Origin of the sequence: Nocardia sp. NPDC057272 (assembly GCF_042668615.1) — a bacterium.
In the GTDB taxonomy this organism is placed as follows: Bacteria; Actinomycetota; Actinomycetes; order Mycobacteriales; family Mycobacteriaceae; genus Nocardia.
This window is the reverse complement of the sequence record NZ_JBHUYK010000016.1, coordinates 103,301-118,664: the sequence shown is the minus strand read 5'-3', so window position 1 is coordinate 118,664 and position 15,364 is coordinate 103,301. Positions and strand designations below refer to the sequence as shown.

At 67.8% G+C, this 15,364-nt stretch carries 14 protein-coding genes; 7 read left to right on the top strand and 7 right to left on the bottom strand.

Annotated elements, in window-relative coordinates; all coding sequences use genetic code 11:
- Positions 1 to 16 precede the first annotated feature (16 nt).
- On the top strand, positions 17 to 886 hold the full coding sequence (locus ACFULV_RS21670) for an alpha/beta hydrolase family esterase (RefSeq protein WP_378659329.1): 870 nt from the start codon (positions 17 to 19) through the stop codon (positions 884 to 886).
- 36 nt (positions 887 to 922) lie between these two features.
- On the opposite strand, the gene ACFULV_RS21665 is transcribed toward ACFULV_RS21670, so the two are convergent.
- Positions 923 to 2,983 carry an AMP-binding protein gene (locus tag ACFULV_RS21665; RefSeq protein WP_378659326.1) on the bottom strand — a complete coding sequence of 687 codons (2,061 nt, stop codon included), beginning with the start codon at positions 2,981 to 2,983 and terminating at the stop codon, positions 923 to 925.
- Between the two features lie 200 nt (positions 2,984 to 3,183).
- Here ACFULV_RS21665 and ACFULV_RS21660 point away from each other — a divergent pair, with 200 nt between their 5' ends.
- Complete coding sequence (locus ACFULV_RS21660; RefSeq protein WP_378659323.1) at positions 3,184 to 4,029, top strand: GTP pyrophosphokinase family protein; 846 nt, start codon at positions 3,184 to 3,186, stop codon at positions 4,027 to 4,029.
- A gap of 124 nt (positions 4,030 to 4,153) precedes the next feature.
- A complete protein-coding gene (locus tag ACFULV_RS21655) occupies positions 4,154 to 5,710 on the top strand; it encodes an FAD-binding oxidoreductase (protein WP_378659322.1) in 1,557 nt (518 codons plus the stop codon).
- A gap of 6 nt (positions 5,711 to 5,716) precedes the next feature.
- Here ACFULV_RS21655 and ACFULV_RS21650 read toward each other — a convergent pair whose 3' ends face one another.
- The 3 genes from ACFULV_RS21650 to ACFULV_RS21640 all read right to left on the bottom strand — a co-directional run bounded on the left by ACFULV_RS21650 (position 5,717) and on the right by ACFULV_RS21640 (position 8,470).
- Positions 5,717 to 6,532 carry a cyclase family protein gene (locus tag ACFULV_RS21650; RefSeq protein ID WP_378659319.1) on the bottom strand — a complete coding sequence of 272 codons (816 nt, stop codon included), beginning with the start codon at positions 6,530 to 6,532 and terminating at the stop codon, positions 5,717 to 5,719.
- Positions 6,533 to 6,619: 87 nt separating this feature from the next.
- Positions 6,620 to 7,897, bottom strand: coding sequence for an MFS transporter (locus ACFULV_RS21645; RefSeq protein ID WP_378659318.1), 1,278 nt, complete (start codon positions 7,895 to 7,897; stop codon positions 6,620 to 6,622).
- 60 nt (positions 7,898 to 7,957) lie between these two features.
- Positions 7,958 to 8,470 (bottom strand): Lrp/AsnC family transcriptional regulator, encoded by a 513-nt coding sequence (locus ACFULV_RS21640; RefSeq protein WP_378630845.1) that lies wholly within the window; start codon positions 8,468 to 8,470, stop codon positions 7,958 to 7,960.
- Positions 8,471 to 8,590: 120 nt separating this feature from the next.
- On the opposite strand from ACFULV_RS21640, the gene ald reads away from it, so the two are divergent.
- Both ald and ACFULV_RS21630 read left to right on the top strand, forming a co-directional pair.
- Positions 8,591 to 9,694 (top strand): alanine dehydrogenase, encoded by a 1,104-nt coding sequence (gene ald, locus ACFULV_RS21635; protein WP_378659316.1) that lies wholly within the window; start codon positions 8,591 to 8,593, stop codon positions 9,692 to 9,694.
- 52 nt (positions 9,695 to 9,746) lie between these two features.
- On the top strand, positions 9,747 to 11,207 hold the full coding sequence (locus ACFULV_RS21630) for a phospholipase D-like domain-containing protein (RefSeq protein WP_378659313.1): 1,461 nt from the start codon (positions 9,747 to 9,749) through the stop codon (positions 11,205 to 11,207).
- Positions 11,208 to 11,246: 39 nt separating this feature from the next.
- On the opposite strand, the gene ACFULV_RS21625 is transcribed toward ACFULV_RS21630, so the two are convergent.
- Together ACFULV_RS21625 and ACFULV_RS21620 are read right to left on the bottom strand one after the other, a co-directional pair.
- Complete coding sequence (locus ACFULV_RS21625) at positions 11,247 to 11,963, bottom strand: HD domain-containing protein (protein WP_378659310.1); 717 nt, start codon at positions 11,961 to 11,963, stop codon at positions 11,247 to 11,249.
- Entirely contained in the window at positions 11,953 to 12,570 is a 618-nt protein-coding gene (locus ACFULV_RS21620; RefSeq protein WP_378659307.1) for a TetR/AcrR family transcriptional regulator, read from the bottom strand. Before ACFULV_RS21620 ends, ACFULV_RS21625 begins: the two co-directional genes overlap by 11 nt.
- A 55-nt stretch (positions 12,571 to 12,625) precedes the next feature.
- On the opposite strand from ACFULV_RS21620, the gene ACFULV_RS21615 reads away from it, so the two are divergent.
- Together ACFULV_RS21615 and ACFULV_RS21610 are read left to right on the top strand one after the other, a co-directional pair.
- Entirely contained in the window at positions 12,626 to 13,048 is a 423-nt protein-coding gene (locus ACFULV_RS21615; protein WP_378659304.1) for a PaaI family thioesterase, read from the top strand.
- Between the two features lie 39 nt (positions 13,049 to 13,087).
- On the top strand, positions 13,088 to 14,152 hold the full coding sequence (locus ACFULV_RS21610; RefSeq protein WP_378659301.1) for a PQQ-dependent sugar dehydrogenase: 1,065 nt from the start codon (positions 13,088 to 13,090) through the stop codon (positions 14,150 to 14,152).
- Between the two features lie 30 nt (positions 14,153 to 14,182).
- On the opposite strand, the gene ACFULV_RS21605 is transcribed toward ACFULV_RS21610, so the two are convergent.
- Complete coding sequence (locus ACFULV_RS21605) at positions 14,183 to 15,286, bottom strand: metallophosphoesterase (RefSeq protein WP_378659298.1); 1,104 nt, start codon at positions 15,284 to 15,286, stop codon at positions 14,183 to 14,185.
- Positions 15,287 to 15,364 lie beyond the last annotated feature (78 nt).

Here is a 15,364-nt window from a genome sequence, read left to right as displayed (position 1 = left end):
CACACAAGGAGTTTCCGTGGCGTACTCTCTGACGAAACGCCTGGCCGCGCTCTTCGGCGCGTCCTGCGCAGCCCTACTACTCGCGGTACCGGCGGCCGCGCCCGGTTCCGCCGACAACGCGGTTCTCGAAAGCCCGGCCACCGGATGTTCGACGACGCCGGTCCCCGACAACGTCCCGTTCGACGGCCGGTATTACCGCGTCCACGTACCCGCGGGGGTATCCGCCGGTGCGCCGCTGGTAGTCGCCATCCACGGTGGCTACGACCGGCCCGAAGGAATCGAGGCGGTGTCGGGCTGGAACGCCCTCGCCGATCAGCACAAGTTCATCGTCGTCTACCCGCGTGGCATCAAGACCGAGAACAAGCCGGACGGCACTCCCGGCTGGGGCTGGAACGCCGACGCGGCCGACGTCACCCATATCAAGAAGGTCGTGACCGAGGTCAGCACGAAATACTGTGCGGCGCCGAACCGCATCCATCTGACCGGTCATTCCAACGGTGGTCAGATGGCCTCACGCGCGGCCTGCACCGCGCCCGAGGTCTTCGCGTCGGGCGCGGTGTACGCACCGGCGCCGCCACCGACCGGGTGCGATCCCGCGCGCGCGGTCTCGTGGGCCGTGTTCGCCTCGGCGAACGACACCACCGTCATCGAGCCCATCGCCTACAGCCACGTCATGTACTGGAGCTGGGAAAACCGTCCGTGCCAGAACGAGCAGCCCGGCGGCGGCACCGACGTCAAGGACTCCAGGCACTGGGACTGCGCGTCCGGCACCGAAGTGCTGTGGCGGGTCTACAACGGCGGCAGCCATTCCTGGCCGACGGGCGCGCGGCGCACCGAGATGCTGAACCGGATGTGGCAGTTGTTCCAAGCCAACCCGCGCCCATAGCGACCTCGACGGAAGGGCTGGCCGCCGCGCTGCGGCTCAGCCGGCCAGCCCCTCCGGATCGACCAGCAAGCGCTTGAGCACCTTGCCGGTCTCCCCGCGCGGCAGCGCGTTGAGGAAGGTGACGTCGCGCGGAACGGAGAAGCGGCTGAGGCGGTTTCGGACGTAGGTGCGCACCATGTCCGGGTCGAGCCCGGAGCCTTCGTGCTTGACGAGGAACGCGGCCAGGCGCTGCCCGAATTCGCGATCCGGCACACCGACCACCGCGACATCGGTGACCTGCGGCAGGTGCGCCAGCGCCTCCTCCACCGGGCGCGGGAAGACGTTCTCACCGCCCGAGATGATCATCTCGTCGTCGCGGCCCGCCACGAACAGCCTGCCCTCGGCATCGAGGTAGCCGAGGTCGCCGGTGTCCATCATGCCGTCGGCTTCCTCGGGCGGGGAATCGCTGACATAGCCGTCGAACAGCATGTGGTTGCCGACGAAGATCCGCCCCACCACGCCGACCGGCACTGCCTTGTGCTCGGCATCGAGGATGGCGATCTTGGTGCCCAGCGGCGGGCGTCCGGCGGTGGTGGGTGCGGCGCGCAGGTCGTCGGGCCCGGCCACGCTGGCCCAGGAGACCTCCGTGGACCCGTAGAGGTTGTAGAGGACGTCGCCGTAGTCGTCGAGGAACCGGTCGACGGTGACCGCCGCGAGCGGCGCGCCACAGCTGATCACATGCCGCAGGCTGCTCAGGTCGTACCGCTGTCGCACCTGCTCGGGCAGGTCGACGAGGCGTTGCACCATCGTGGGCACCGCGATGAGTGTGTGCACCCCGTGTTCGGCGACGCGGCGCAGGCATTCCTCGGCGTCGAAGCCCTGGGTCAGCACCACTGTGGCCCGTACCGCGGTGCTCAATTGCAGCGCGGACAGCCCCCAGGTGTGGAACAGCGGCGCCGGGATCATCATGGTGCTGCCCGCGTGGATCGGGATCAGCGACAGCAGCGCGACCAGCGTGTCGAAACCCTTCGGGTGCGGGCGTCGCGCTCCCTTCGGGGTGCCGCTGGTACCCGAGGTGAGCACGATCTGACGTCCGGGCACCGTCGGGACGGGGAACTTCGTGTGGCGGACCGCGATGAGATCTTCGATCGTGATCCGGGTCGGGTCGGCGGGCGCGTCGTCGGTGAAGAAGCGCGGCAGATCGGTGTGCAGGTACTGCACCAGATGCGCCAGATCGGTGTCGACGAACAATGCCGACAGCCGGTGCCGCTGCACGATGTCCTCGATCCGCCGCCCCGACAGTCCCGAGTTCAGCAGCGCGACGTCGACCCCGAGCTTGCCCGCCGCGACCATGGATTCGACCATGCCGCAATGGTTTCCGGCCAGCAGCCCCACCGCGTCGCCCGCACGCAACCCGACCTCGTACATCGCGCCCGCCAGCGCGGTGGTCCGCTTGTCGGTTTCGGCGAAGGTGGCGGTGCTGGTGTCGTCGACGAGCGCGACCTGGTCCGGGCTGTGCGCGGCGCCGGCGGCGTAACCGCCCGCCAGGTTGAATCCCCACCGGTACAGCGAGCGCAGCTGCCTGGCCGAGGTCAGCGGCGGCGACACCTGACCCGACTGCACCCACCAGCGCACGATTTCGGACTTGCGGCGGATCGGTGCCCGGTTGCCATTGGCCACCACCGAGGTCCGCGCGCCACCCACGACGTCGGCCGCGCGCCGCAGCCCGTCCTTGACCCACCCGATGATCACCGAGTTCGTCACCCCCGCGAGCGTCGGGTGCAGCCGCGGGGCCGCGAAGACGGTCACGCTCACCCGGGTGCGCCGCTCGTCGCCGGTGAGCCGGACCAGGGCGAAACTGCCCGATTCGGGATTGTGCAGTTCGAAACTCTCGTACCAGCGACCGATGGTCAGTGCCAGCCCCGTACGCCGCACGCCCGCGGCCCGGTCCCCGATTCTGACCTCCCACACGGTGCTGCCGTCCGGCTGGAGCAGCCGATCGCAACCCCCGATCCCGGCCCACAGCCGCGGATAACTCTGCGGTTCGAGCAACACATCCCACAGGGCCCGGCGTGGGATGGAGAACTCCACGGACACATCGACGACATCACTGGGCATTGCTGCGCGCTTTCCTCAGCCCGGCCACATTGCCGGGTAGTGCCTGCTCGCCTCGGCCCCCGTGCCGTGGCGGTGCCCGTCGTCAGGCACTGCACCAGAAGTCATCCTCGGCCTGCCTGCCCGTGGGCAAACGAAATATCTACGGATTCTGGTCACCGAACGAACCGGATTACCCGGCAGCTGTGAGAGGTGCCAACGTGATGCCGCACGCACTGGCCGAGGTGTTCGCGGGAAGGACGGCACAATGGATGACGATGAAACAGTGGCAGCGCGACCCCAGCTCCGATGACGGCCCGCTCGGCGACGGAGGCCACGTCGGCATCGATGACCTGCGGATCCTCAGGGAGCAGTTCGTCGACTTCATGCTCGGCTACAAGTTCGCGATCGACGAGGTGACGACCAAGATCAACATCTTGCGTGAGGACTTCAACAACACCCACGAGTACAACCCGATCGAGCATGTGGGGTCGCGGCTCAAGTCGCCCGAGAGTGTTCTCGAGAAGGTCCGCCGCAAGAACTACGCGATGAATCTGGCGGCGATCCGCGAGAACGTGCTCGATATCGCCGGGGTCAGGGTGGTGTGCAGCTTCATCTCCGATATCGGCACGATCCGGGACATGCTGGCCGGTCAGGAAGACATCACGGTCCTCGAAGAGCGCGACTACATCACCCACCGCAAGCCGAACGGCTACCAGAGCATGCACCTGATCGTGTCGATCCCGGTGTTCCGCTCCGACCGCACCGAGCGGATTCCGGTCGAGATCCAGATCCGCACCATCGCGATGGACTTCTGGGCCAGCCTCGAACACAAGATCTACTACAAGTACCGCGGCGAGGTCCCGCCGAACCTGCGCACCGACCTGGCCCAGGCCGCCGAGGTCGCCACCCAGCTCGACGAGAAGATGGAAGCGCTCCACCGCCAGGTCGACCGCAGCGCACCCCCGAAGACGAAGCCGACCAAGGACTCGCTGGACCTGAGCGTGCTGTACCACAGCCTCACCGGTGGCCATCCCGTCTATCTGCGTCCCACCGATCCGCCGACCTGACGCCACCGGCTTCGATATCGACCTCACAACCACTGCGACCACACCGCATTTCCGGCGTCCGCGCCCCGGCGATTCCGCTACTGTCCGAGCAGATCCTCGAACAACACGGCGCGAAAGGAACCCGGTGGCGCTCTCCCGTCGACAGTTGATCGCCGCGGCCGCGGCCGGTGGCACAGCGGCCGCGCTGGGCATGCCTGCCAGCCGCGCCGAGGAGCGGGTACTCGGCGCGAGCGAGTTCCAGGAGCTGGCCGCGCGCGGCTACAACCGGCGCTTCGTGGCTCGACCCGCGAAGATCTTCGTGCCTTCCAGCGCGGAGGAGGTTCGTCGCGCGGTGGCCGGGGCGGTGGCCGAGGGCTCGCCGATCGCGGCGCGCTCGGGCGGGCATTGCTTCGATGATTTCGTCGACAACGACCGGACCCGTTCGATCATCGACCTCGGCCGGATGAACGCGGTGTTCTGGGACGAGCGACACCGCGCGTTCTCCGTCGACGCCGGCGCCGACATCGGCACCGTCTACAACGCGCTGCACCGCTGGGGCGTCACCGTGCCGGGTGGGATCTGTCTCGGCGTCGGGATGGGCGGTCACGTCTGTGGTGGCGGCTATGGTCCGTTGTCCCGGCGCTTCGGGCTCGTGGCCGATCACCTGGCCGGGGTGGAAGTGGTCACCGTCGATGCCGACGGCACGGCGAACATCGTGGTCGCGACCGGCGACGGTCCCGACCGCGATCTGTGGTGGGCGCACACCGGAGGTGGCGGCGGCAATTTCGGTGTGGTGACCCGGTATCTGCTCCGGTCGCCCGAATCCGACGGCGCGGACCCGGCACACGCGCTGCCGAAGCCGCCGGGCAGCATGCTGAACGCGCGACTGATCCTGCCGGTCACGACCGAGGATTCGTTCGTCCGGTTACTCACCAACTATCTCGGGTTCTTCGAACGCCACAGCGCCCCCGGTAACGACTTCGCCGGTCTCTACGCGCCGCTGATGATCCACACGACCGGCACCGGCGCGGCCGAGATGCTGATCCTGTTCGATGCCGGAACACCGCACGCGCGAACCCGTTTCGACGAATTCGTCGCCACGGTGAGCGACGGCGTGTTCCCGCCGCCCATTCTCACCCCGCTCGCCCAGCTGTCCTACGCCGACACGGTGAACCAGGTGTATTACGCGAAGGGCGTGAACACCACGCGCGTCAAGGTCAAAGCCGCCTATCTGCGCACGGCGTACTCCCCCGACCAACTCCGAATCTTCTACCGCTACATCACCGATCTCCGTTTCCTCGGTGAGTCCCAGCTCGAATTCCTGCCGTTCGGCGGCGCGATCAATGCCGTCGCCGGCGACGCTACAGCGATGCCCGCCCGGGATTCGTTCATGAAGATGCTGATCCACGCATCGTGGCGGCTGCCGCCGGATGACGACCGGTATGTGCGCTGGGCGCGCGAGATGTATCGCGACGTCCACGCCGAGACCGGTGGTGTTCCGGTGCCGAACGAGTCCTACGGCGGCAGCTACATCAACTACCCGGACCCGGACCTGGCCGATGCCGCATGGAACACCTCCGGCCTGCCGTGGCACGCCTTCTACTACGGCGACAACTATCGCCGACTGCTTCGGGTCAAGGCGGCCGCGGATCCGGGAAACATCTTCCAGCACCGACTGTCGATCGGCCGGCCGGACTGGTGACGGCGGTCAGGTGAGGGCGAGCACCCGGCACGGTCCGCCGGTGCCGCCCGCGTGTTTCGGTGCGCCGACGACAATCGTCGCGCCCGCCGCCGGAACCGTGGCGAGATTGGCGAGCATCTCCACCCCGTAGCGCCCCGCGCCGAGAAAGGCTGTGTGCGCGCCGTATTCGGGATCGGCACCGCAATCCAGGCTGAGCGTATCGACTCCGGCACCGACGATTCCGCAGTGCGCGACGAGGTATCGCGCGGCCTCGGCGGAGAATCCCGGCGCGTGCGGTGTTCCGCGCTCGTCGAGATTGAGGAAGGTCGACGGTCGGTCGAGGCGACGTTCCCAGCCGGAATACATCGCGACAAAGGCCCGCTCGGGGATGTCACCGTGCCGTGATCGCCAGCTGTCGATATCGGCGACGGTCACCACCGCGTCGGCGTCGACGGCGGCTTTGGCGCTGATATCGAGGACGACGAGCGGCGCGACGAGGTCGTCGACAGCGAGGGCCTCGGTGGTCGTGGCGCCGGGGATGCGATGGGCGGGCGCGTCGAGATGGGTTCCGGTGTGCTCCCAGTAGCCGAGCGCGAACTGCCCGAACCCACCCGACTCGTGCCAGGCCACCGGGACCATGACCATCGCCGGATTACCCGGCCACACCGGCAGTTGCGGCGTGAGCGTGTGGGTGAGGTCGACGACGCCGCGGCGCGGCGCGGCGACGGCAGGGGCAGGAGCCAGCGCGGCCAGCGCCGTGAGGCCCGCGAGACCGAACACCGCCCGCCGGCTCGGCTGCGGCGCACTCTCGTGGGCGAGACGAACGATCTCCGGCGAGCACATCGGACTCAAGATAGCCGAGCGAGCCCGGTATGGCCTCGGATCGGCACCGATGGGGAGGCCGTTCCGATCGACCAGGTGGACCGCGTACTACCGGACGGCGCTGCGATCGCCGTCGTGTAGTGGACTGTCCGTCGGCGCGAAGGTTCGGTGCAGACCGGCGGGACCGAGCCCCCGCGCCAAGCCGAGAACCATCGCGGCGCAACCGAGTCCGGAGAGGATGAGACCGGTGGCGAAGAGTGTGGGATATCCCGCCAGGTCGCCGATGAGACCCGCGGCCATCCCGGCCACGCCTTGGACGACGACGATCGCGCAAGCGAGCAGGGTGTAGTCACTGCCCGCGTGCTCGGGTTCGGACGCGTCCATCATGAGCGCGAAGACGGCGACGGTGGCGGCACCGCCGAAGATGTGTTCGGCGAGGCTTGCCGCGACCAGAAGTTCGAAGCCACCGAGACCCAGGGAAGCGACCAGGTACAGCGCGATGCTCGCGGTCTGGGTGACACCGCCGATCAGCAGCGCCTGCCGACGGCCGTAGCGGTAGGCCAGCCAGCCGCCCATGGCCGCGCCCGCCAGCGCGCCCGCCGAGGACAGGACGCCTTTGATCAGCGCGATCTCACCGAGGTCGAGCCCGGCGTCGGACAGGAAGGGACCGGTGAGCGCCGCGGCCATCGAGTCACCGAATTTGAAGGCGCCGATCAACGCGATGAAGGCGAGGACGCCGGGGCGACGCAATCGGGTCCACCAGGCGCCGAGCAACCGCGCGGGCTTCGGTGGCGGCAGCCGGTCCGCGACCCGCTCGCGCATCAGCCATACCGGGACCGTGGTGAGCACGATCAACGCCGCCATGGCCAGAAACAGTGCCCGCCACCCGGCCAGCGCGAACAACCACAGCAGGGCGCCGCCGCCGACGATCATCCCGATGCGATAGGCACCGACCTGGATCCCGTTGCCCAGACCACGCTCACGCGGCCCGAGTAACCGCACAGCCACACCGTCGGTCGCCACGTCCTGGGTCGCCGACAGCAGGTTCACCACCACGATGCCCGCGAACAACCATCGCAGCGAGGACGACAGATCCAGGCAGGCCAGCACCAGCGCGACCGCGGCCGACAGCAGTTGCAACACCAGCAGCCAGGTGCGCCGGGTGCCGTAGCGATCCACGTAGGGCGCCCAGAGGAACTTCAGCGCCCACGGCAGGAACAGCACCCCCGAGGCACTGATCGCCACCAGCGAATAACCCGATTCGCGCAACACCACCGGCAGCGCCTGGGTGAAGAAGCCGAACGGCAGCCCTTGCGCGAAGTACAGCGACGATAACAGAACCAGCGTGCCTGCCGTGATCACACCCGGTCGGGTGGTGGTGCTCATGGGCACATCGTCGCAGAGAGTTCGCGCCTGCACAGCGCACGGGCTCGGCGTGATCCGATCTCAGCGGGTGGGCTGTGGGCTGCGAATGTGTTCGAAGACCAAGCTCGTCTCGGTCGAGGCGAATTCGCGGGTCGCGCTGAGTTCCTGGGTGACGAACTCGCGCAGAGCATCCGGTGAGGCCGCCGACACCTGGATCAGGAAGTCGACCGTCCCGGCGAGAAAGTACACGTTCACCACACCCGGCAGCGCGGCGAGCTTGGCACTGAGTTCACCGATGCGCGCCCGCGCCGCCGGCTGGACCTGGACCGAGATCATCGCCTGTAAGGGCAGCCCCAGCGCCTCCGGGGCGATGTCGGTATAGAAACCACGGATCGCACCGAGTTCGCGCAGCCTGCGCAGCCGCAGCGAACAGGTCGACGCGGCGATGCCCACCCGGGCCGCGAGGATGTTGTTGGGTACGCGCGCGTCCTCGGCGAGTTCGGCGAGCAGCTGACGGTCGATATCGTCCAGGCTCGACGGCGACCCCCGGAACGGCTGCACGGGGTGCGGTCGGTGTTGCTGTCGCGACGCCATCACCGCAGGATACTCAGCTCAGCTGGCATATTCCGCTGATTGTGCAGAGTTTATCGCTGATTGCTGTGCTTATCGCTGATGCTCATATCAGAACCCGAACATCCTCGAGGAGTAGCTTCCATGCGCATCGGTGTCCCCAAGGAAGTCAAGAACAACGAATTTCGTGTGGCGATCACACCGATCGGCGTCCACGAACTGGTGTCGAACGGTCACCACGTGACCATCGAAGCCGGGGCCGGGGTGGGATCGTCGATTCCCGACTCCGAATACCTCGCGGCCGGAGCACAGATCCTCGCCGCCGCCGACGACGTCTGGGCCGGGGCGGAACTGGTGCTGAAGGTCAAAGAGCCGGTCGCCCAGGAGTACCACCGCCTGCGCGAAGGACTCGCCCTCTTCACCTATCTGCATCTGGCCGCGGATCGGCCGTTGACCGAACAGCTACTGGCGCACCGGGTTACGGCCATCGCCTACGAGACCGTGCAATTGCCGTCCGGGGCGCTGCCGTTGCTGTATCCGATGTCGGAGGTCGCGGGCTGTCTGGCGCCGCAGGTCGGCGCGCACGCGTTGATGAAGCCCTACGGTGGTCGCGGGGTGCTGCTCGGCGGCGTCGGCGGCGTCGACCAGGCCAAGGTGGTGATCATCGGGGCGGGCGTCGCGGGCCAGAACGCGGCCAACATCGCCTTGGGTATGGGCGCGGACGTGACCCTGCTCGACACCGATCTCGACAAGTTGCGGATGTCGTTCTGGCGCTACAACAACCGTGTGCGCGGCCTCGCGTCGTCGAAGCTGGCGATCGCCGAGCAGGTCCGTGCGGCGGACATGGTGATCGGCGCTGTGCTGATCCCCGGCGCCGCCGCCCCGAAACTGGTGAGCAACGACCTCGTCGCGCAGATGAAACCGGGTTCGGTGCTGGTCGATATCGCGGTCGACCAGGGCGGCTGCTTCGAAGACACCCACCCCACCACCCACGCGGAGCCGACCTATCCGGTCCACGAAACGACGTTCTATTGCGTGGCGAACATGCCGGGTTCCGTGCCGCACACCTCGACCTACGCACTCACCAACGCCACCCTGCCCTACGTGGTGGCCTTGGCCGACAAGGGTTGGGAACGTGCCTGCGCCGAAGATCCCGGTCTCGCGCTGGGCCTGAACGCCCATGCGGGCAACGTCACCAACGCCGCGGTCGCCGCGGCTCACGACTGGGCGGCCCACGCAGTAGTGTGAATCGTTCACCTGCGGGGACGGGTGGCCGGACGGACGAAAGAACTGACCACCCATGCGCGACGAGCAACCGATCCTTTCTCCCGGCGAAACCTGCTGGCAGATCGCCGAGGCGGACCGGCTGGCATGCATCGTCGACGCGGCGGACTACTTCCGCCATGCCAAGTCGGCGATGTTGCAAGCCCGCCGGCGCATCGTGCTGATCGGCTGGGACTTCGACACCCGGATCAAATTCGAACCACACGGTAAAACCCTCGAAGGGCCCGACCGGCTGGGCAAATTCCTGTCGTGGCTGCCACGGCATCGACCGGACCTCGAGATCTATCTGCTGAAGTGGAACATCGGCGCGTTCACGGCGATGAGCCGGGGGATGACACCGATCTTCGTCGTCAACTGGCTGACCGACCGTCGGCTGCACTTCGAAATGGACGCCGCGCACCCGATCGGGTCGGCACATCATCAAAAGATCGTGGTGATCGATGACCGGCTCGCGTTCTGCGGCGGCATCGACATGACGGTCGATCGCTGGGACACCAGCGACCACCGCGACGACAACGGTTTCCGGACCGAGCCGAACGGCAACAGCTACGGTCCCTGGCACGACGCGACCACCGCCGTCGACGGTGACGCGGCGAAAGCCATCGGCGAGCTGGCTCGTGCCAGATGGAAGGCGGCCACCGGCCGGGAGCTGGACCCGCTCGGCGAGATCGCGGGGGACACTCCGTGGCCGGAGGGCCTGGAGCCGACGATGCGGTCCGTCGATGTCGGTATCGCGCGGACCCTGCCCGAGCTCGCCGACCGCGCCGAAGTTCGCGAGATCGAGGCGCTGTATCTGGCGGCGATCGCGGGCGCCACCAGGTCGCTCTACATCGAAAGCCAGTACCTCGCCTCGCGCACTCTCGCGGAGGCGATCGCGGCCCGCCTGCGCGAGCCGAACGGCCCGGAGATCGTGCTGGTGCTGCCCCGCAACGCCGACGGCTGGCTCGAGCAACAGGCCATGGACGGCGCTCGCCGCCGCCTGCTGCACCTGCTGTGGAAGGCCGACACCGAGAATCGGTTCGGTGTGTACTACCCCGTCACCGCTGCCGGTGCGCCCATCTATGTCCATGCCAAGGTGTTGGTGATGGACGACCGCCTGCTGCGGGTGGGATCGTCGAATCTCAACAACCGTTCGATGGGATTCGACACCGAATGCGATCTGGCCGTCGAGGTCACCCCTGCCACCGCGGACGGTGAGCAACTGCGCGAGACCATCCTCGGCATCCGGCGCAAGCTGCTCTGCGAACATCTCGACACCGAACCCGCGAAGTTCGACGCCACGCTCGCCGAAACATCCTCGCTGGTGCGCACCGTCGAGGCACTGCGCGGCGACGGCCGGACCCTGCAACGATTCGAGCCCGCGACCGTCGAGAACGAGGACAGTCCCCTGGCCGAGAACGACTTGATGGATCCCGAGCGAACCCCGACGCGACTGTGGGACAGCCTGTTTCCGGGCCGGGGTGTCCGCACCAACTGATCCGGTCTCTGACCACCGCCTGCCCCCTCGACCGCCCCGTCAGCGATCGAGGGGATTCAGCGCGATCGCGATCGGCATTCCCGACCACCACAGTGTCGCCGCTGTCGAGCGGGGGCGAATGCGCGCTTCGTTGCGCATCGCGGCGGCGAACTCGCTACTGAATCCGTCGCGGCCGTGGCGGGCATGGATTTCGGCGATCTGACCGGGATCGAGTTGGTGGGCGCGCAGCCCGACGACGTCCAGGTGGGCGGCGTCGTGCAGCAACCTCGCTTCGGCGCCGTCTTCGCGCGGAGTGCGCGGATCCAGGTGCCGGGCGATGGCGGTATGGACGCACTCCCCCAGCTCGGCGGCAGCGCCTCTGTCGGTGATGAACGTGCGGGCCCGGTTGGCACCGAGCAGGGCGAAACACCCCGTCGTCGCATCGTCGGGCGCACCCACTCCGACGTCGTGCAGGACGCACGCGAGGTAGAGCGCCTCAGGATCGGGCGCGAGATCGTCCACTTGTGCCAAGGCCGTCCCGAATTCCCAGCATCGCAGACTGTGCGCGAGCAGCGCCGGAGTGAGCACGTCCGTGGCCTCTTCGAGCGCGGAGCGACACAGCCGCGAATCCGGTGGTACCGGGGCAGGCCACCCCGAAACGTCGCCGCCGCGCCGCAGCCCGCGAACGAGATGGGGCAGGGCCATGGTTTGCGCGCCCAATGCCGCACTCACAGTATGGATCTGCCGCAGTCGGCTGAGCTCGCCGTCACGCTTCATGGGGGCCACCTACATGGGAAAGAAGATCGGCTCGGGCGATGCCGAGCATGGCATCCAGGGTCGGTCGGTCGACCATCCGTCGCTGGAACAACGAGTAGGCGCCGTTCACCGCAGCCCACGAAACCATCACCAGTGCACGGGCTTCGACATCACATCCGCCGCGCCGCACTGCGGCGGCGAAGGATTCGACCAACCCGCCCAGCACACCATCGATCTGCGTCTTGGCTTTCGCCGCCAGTTCGGATTCGCTGACCTCGACGTCGGTCAGCGCCAGAATGCGCAGCGCGAGCGGGTTCTCCCGATGGAACGCGACGTAGCGGTCGAAGACGGCGGCCACTTCGTCGCGTGGGATCGACTCGTCGCCGGTCGGCGCGGACATCGCCTCCGCATGGCGGGTCGCGATGCGCCACGCCAGCGCGGCGTACACATCGGCCTTGCCCTCGCGGAAGTTGGCGTAGATCGAACTGACCGCGACGTCCGCCTCACCGGCGAGCATGTCGATGGTGGTGCCGCGGTAGCCCTCTCGCTGGAACAGGATCTGCGCGGCATCGAGAACGGCGGTGTGTGTCCGACGTTTTCGTCGGTCGGCCGGGGGTTCCAACGTCATAGAAAATATCGTAGTCTCGTTCCGATATCGTAGTCAACTTCCGATAGGAGTCTCGATGATCACCTCCCCCCGTACCGGCAGTGAAGCAATGTCGCTGTTCCTGCCCCAATCCCCTTTCGTCCAGCACATGGGCATCGAGCTCGTCGACATCGACGAAGGCCGGGCCCGCCTGCGCATGCCGTTCCGGGAAGAACTCGTCACAGTCGGCGACATGGTCCACGGCGGCGCCCTCGCGAGCTGCATCGACATCGGCATCATGGCCGCGTCCTGGGCAGGCGCCCGCCTCCCCGAGCAGTTGCGCGGGGTCACCGTCTCGATGTCGATCGACTTCATCCAGCCCGCCCGCGCCGAAAGCATCGACATCATCGGCACCCGCCTGCGCGCAGGCCGCCAGCTCAGCACCTGCCGGGTCGACATCGTCGCCACCGACGACAGGCGGCTGATCGCGGCAGGCGGCGGTACTTACAAAGTGGGCTGAATCGCTGTCCAGTCGCGGAGCGGGATTAGTCTCGAAGACATGAAGTTCCGCACCAGGGCGTGTCTCGTGGCGTCCGGCTTGGCCATCGCGCTGCTGTGCGGCTGCGCCCCCAACGAGCGGGCCGAGCAGGCAAGCACCCGGACCGGCGTGCCCGGCATCAACGCCGCCGTCACCGAGGAGCTCGACGCCCCGTGGTCGATCGCCTTCCACGGCTCCACAGCACTGGTGAGCGAACGTGACAGCGCCCGCATCCTCGAAATCGGTTCCGACGGAGCACAATACGAGGTGGGGCTCGTCGACGGTGTCGAGCCGTCCGGCGAGGGCGGCCTGCTCGGCATCGCGGTGCGCGAGGGACACCTGTTCGCCTACTACACCACCGCCGACGACAATCGCATCGAACGATTCGACCTCACCGGACAGCCCGGCAGCCTTGCATTGGGCAGCGGCACAACGATTCTCACCGGCCTGCCCGCAGCCGCCAACCACAACGGCGGCCGGATCGCCTTCGGACCCGACGGAATGCTGTACGCCACCGTCGGCGACGCGGGTGATCGCCGAACAGCCCAGGATCGCGCGTCCCTCGGCGGAAAGATCCTGCGCATGACACCGGACGGGCGGGCACCGGCCGACAATCCCCTCCCGGGATCACTCGTCTACAGCTACGGCCACCGAAACCCGCAGGGCATCACCTGGGCGCCGGACGGGCGGATGCTCGCCAGCGAATTCGGCCAGAACACCTGGGACGAACTCAATGTCATCGAGCCCGGCGGAAATTACGGGTGGCCCGAGGTCGAAGGCATCGCCGGGCGGGCGGGTTTCCTCGACCCTGTTCAGCAGTGGAAACCGTCCGAGGCCAGCCCGAGCGGGATGACGACTGTCGACGGGTTCGTCTACCTCGCGAATCTGCGCGGTGAGCGACTGCGCCGCATCCCGCTCGACGGCCTCGCCCACTCGACCGAGCTCCTCGTCGGCGAGTACGGACGTCTTCGCGATGTCGCTGTGGCGCCGGACGGGTCACTGTGGCTGCTGACGAACAACACCGACGGCCGCGGCGATCCTGCCACCGGGGACGACCGCATCGTCCGGCTCGGACTCGACAACTGAACGCGGCGAAACACCTTGTGCCGCAGGTAATCACCGCTGGGGATGTAGCACCAGCACGGTGATCTCACTCGGTGCGAACACCCGCATCGGCGGACCCCAGTAGCCGGTGCCGCGGCTGGTGTAGAGCTGGGTGTTCGCGTGTCTGCTCAGTCCTGAGACGGCCGGCTGATCCAGCCGGACCAGATAGTGGAACGGCCAGATCTGACCGCCGTGGGTGTGCCCGGAGATCTGCAGTTCCACCCCGGCCGCGGCACTGCCGGTGACCTGTTTGGGCTGGTGGGCCAGCAGGACGACCGGCAGAGCGGGGTCGGTGCCCGCGAGCGCGGCGGGAAGGTCGGGACCGTGACCGGGCACATCAGCGGTGGGGTCGTCGATACCGGCGACAACCAACCGGTCACCGTCGCGGTCGATGGTCCGGTGCGCGTTGTGCAGCGGCTGCCAGCCGATGCCGGCCATGTAGTCGATCCAGCTCTGGGCGTCGTCGAGGTACTCGTGATTGCCGGTGATGTAGAACCGGCCGAGCGGCGCTTCGACGTCGGCGAGCGGGGCGACCTGATCGCGGCGCTGCTCCACCGAACCGTCGACGAGATCCCCGGCCAGACCCACGATGTCGGGCCGCTGCGCATTCACCAGGTCGACGACTTCTCGCGACCATCCCTCCCGGTCGATCGCGGCGAAGTGAGTATCGGTGAGCACCACGACCCGCAGCCCGTCGAGCCCCTCGGCCAAGCCCGGGATCGCGACGTCGACGGTCCGGACCTGCGGCACCCGCCGCGCCTCGTACACCCCGTACCCCGTGAGCACCGCCGACACCACCACCACACCCAGAGCCACCCCTTGGGTCACGCGCATCCCGGTGACCCCGGCAACGCGCAGCGCACCCCGGACAACCGCCCCGATCACCGACCAGACGAACACCACCCACAACACCCCGAGCAGCACGTCACCGGCAATCGCCGCCGGGTCGACCTGCGGCGGCCCGTGCCCGAAGAACATGGCGACCGGCAGACCGACGAAGCCGGCAACGCAGAGCCCGGTCCCGACCCGATACCCCAACCCACTGCGCCCGGTCGGCGCGGCAACCAGCACCCACCACGGCACCGCGAACATCACCGCCGCAACCAACACGATCACAATCAGAACTACAGCGGAGCTCACGAGGTCCCGTTCCACCCAAGGCCACCCCGTCCGGGCAGCACGCCACCCCAGATC

Coding starts and splice junctions, on each gene's coding strand:
- ACFULV_RS21650 (WP_378659319.1), bottom strand. CDS start 6,532: ATGTGCTCGCCGGAGATCGTTCGTCTCGCCCACGAGAGTGCGCCGCAG.
- ACFULV_RS21615 (WP_378659304.1), top strand. CDS start 12,626: ATGATCACCTCCCCCCGTACCGGCAGTGAAGCAATGTCGCTGTTCCTG.
- ACFULV_RS21625 (WP_378659310.1), bottom strand. CDS start 11,963: ATGAAGCGTGACGGCGAGCTCAGCCGACTGCGGCAGATCCATACTGTG.
- ACFULV_RS21645 (WP_378659318.1), bottom strand. CDS start 7,897: ATGAGCACCACCACCCGACCGGGTGTGATCACGGCAGGCACGCTGGTT.
- ACFULV_RS21630 (WP_378659313.1), top strand. CDS start 9,747: ATGCGCGACGAGCAACCGATCCTTTCTCCCGGCGAAACCTGCTGGCAG.
- ald (WP_378659316.1), top strand. CDS start 8,591: ATGCGCATCGGTGTCCCCAAGGAAGTCAAGAACAACGAATTTCGTGTG.
- ACFULV_RS21640 (WP_378630845.1), bottom strand. CDS start 8,470: ATGGCGTCGCGACAGCAACACCGACCGCACCCCGTGCAGCCGTTCCGG.
- ACFULV_RS21610 (WP_378659301.1), top strand. CDS start 13,088: ATGAAGTTCCGCACCAGGGCGTGTCTCGTGGCGTCCGGCTTGGCCATC.
- ACFULV_RS21665 (WP_378659326.1), bottom strand. CDS start 2,983: ATGCCCAGTGATGTCGTCGATGTGTCCGTGGAGTTCTCCATCCCACGC.
- ACFULV_RS21620 (WP_378659307.1), bottom strand. CDS start 12,570: ATGACGTTGGAACCCCCGGCCGACCGACGAAAACGTCGGACACACACC.
- ACFULV_RS21660 (WP_378659323.1), top strand. CDS start 3,184: ATGCCGCACGCACTGGCCGAGGTGTTCGCGGGAAGGACGGCACAATGG.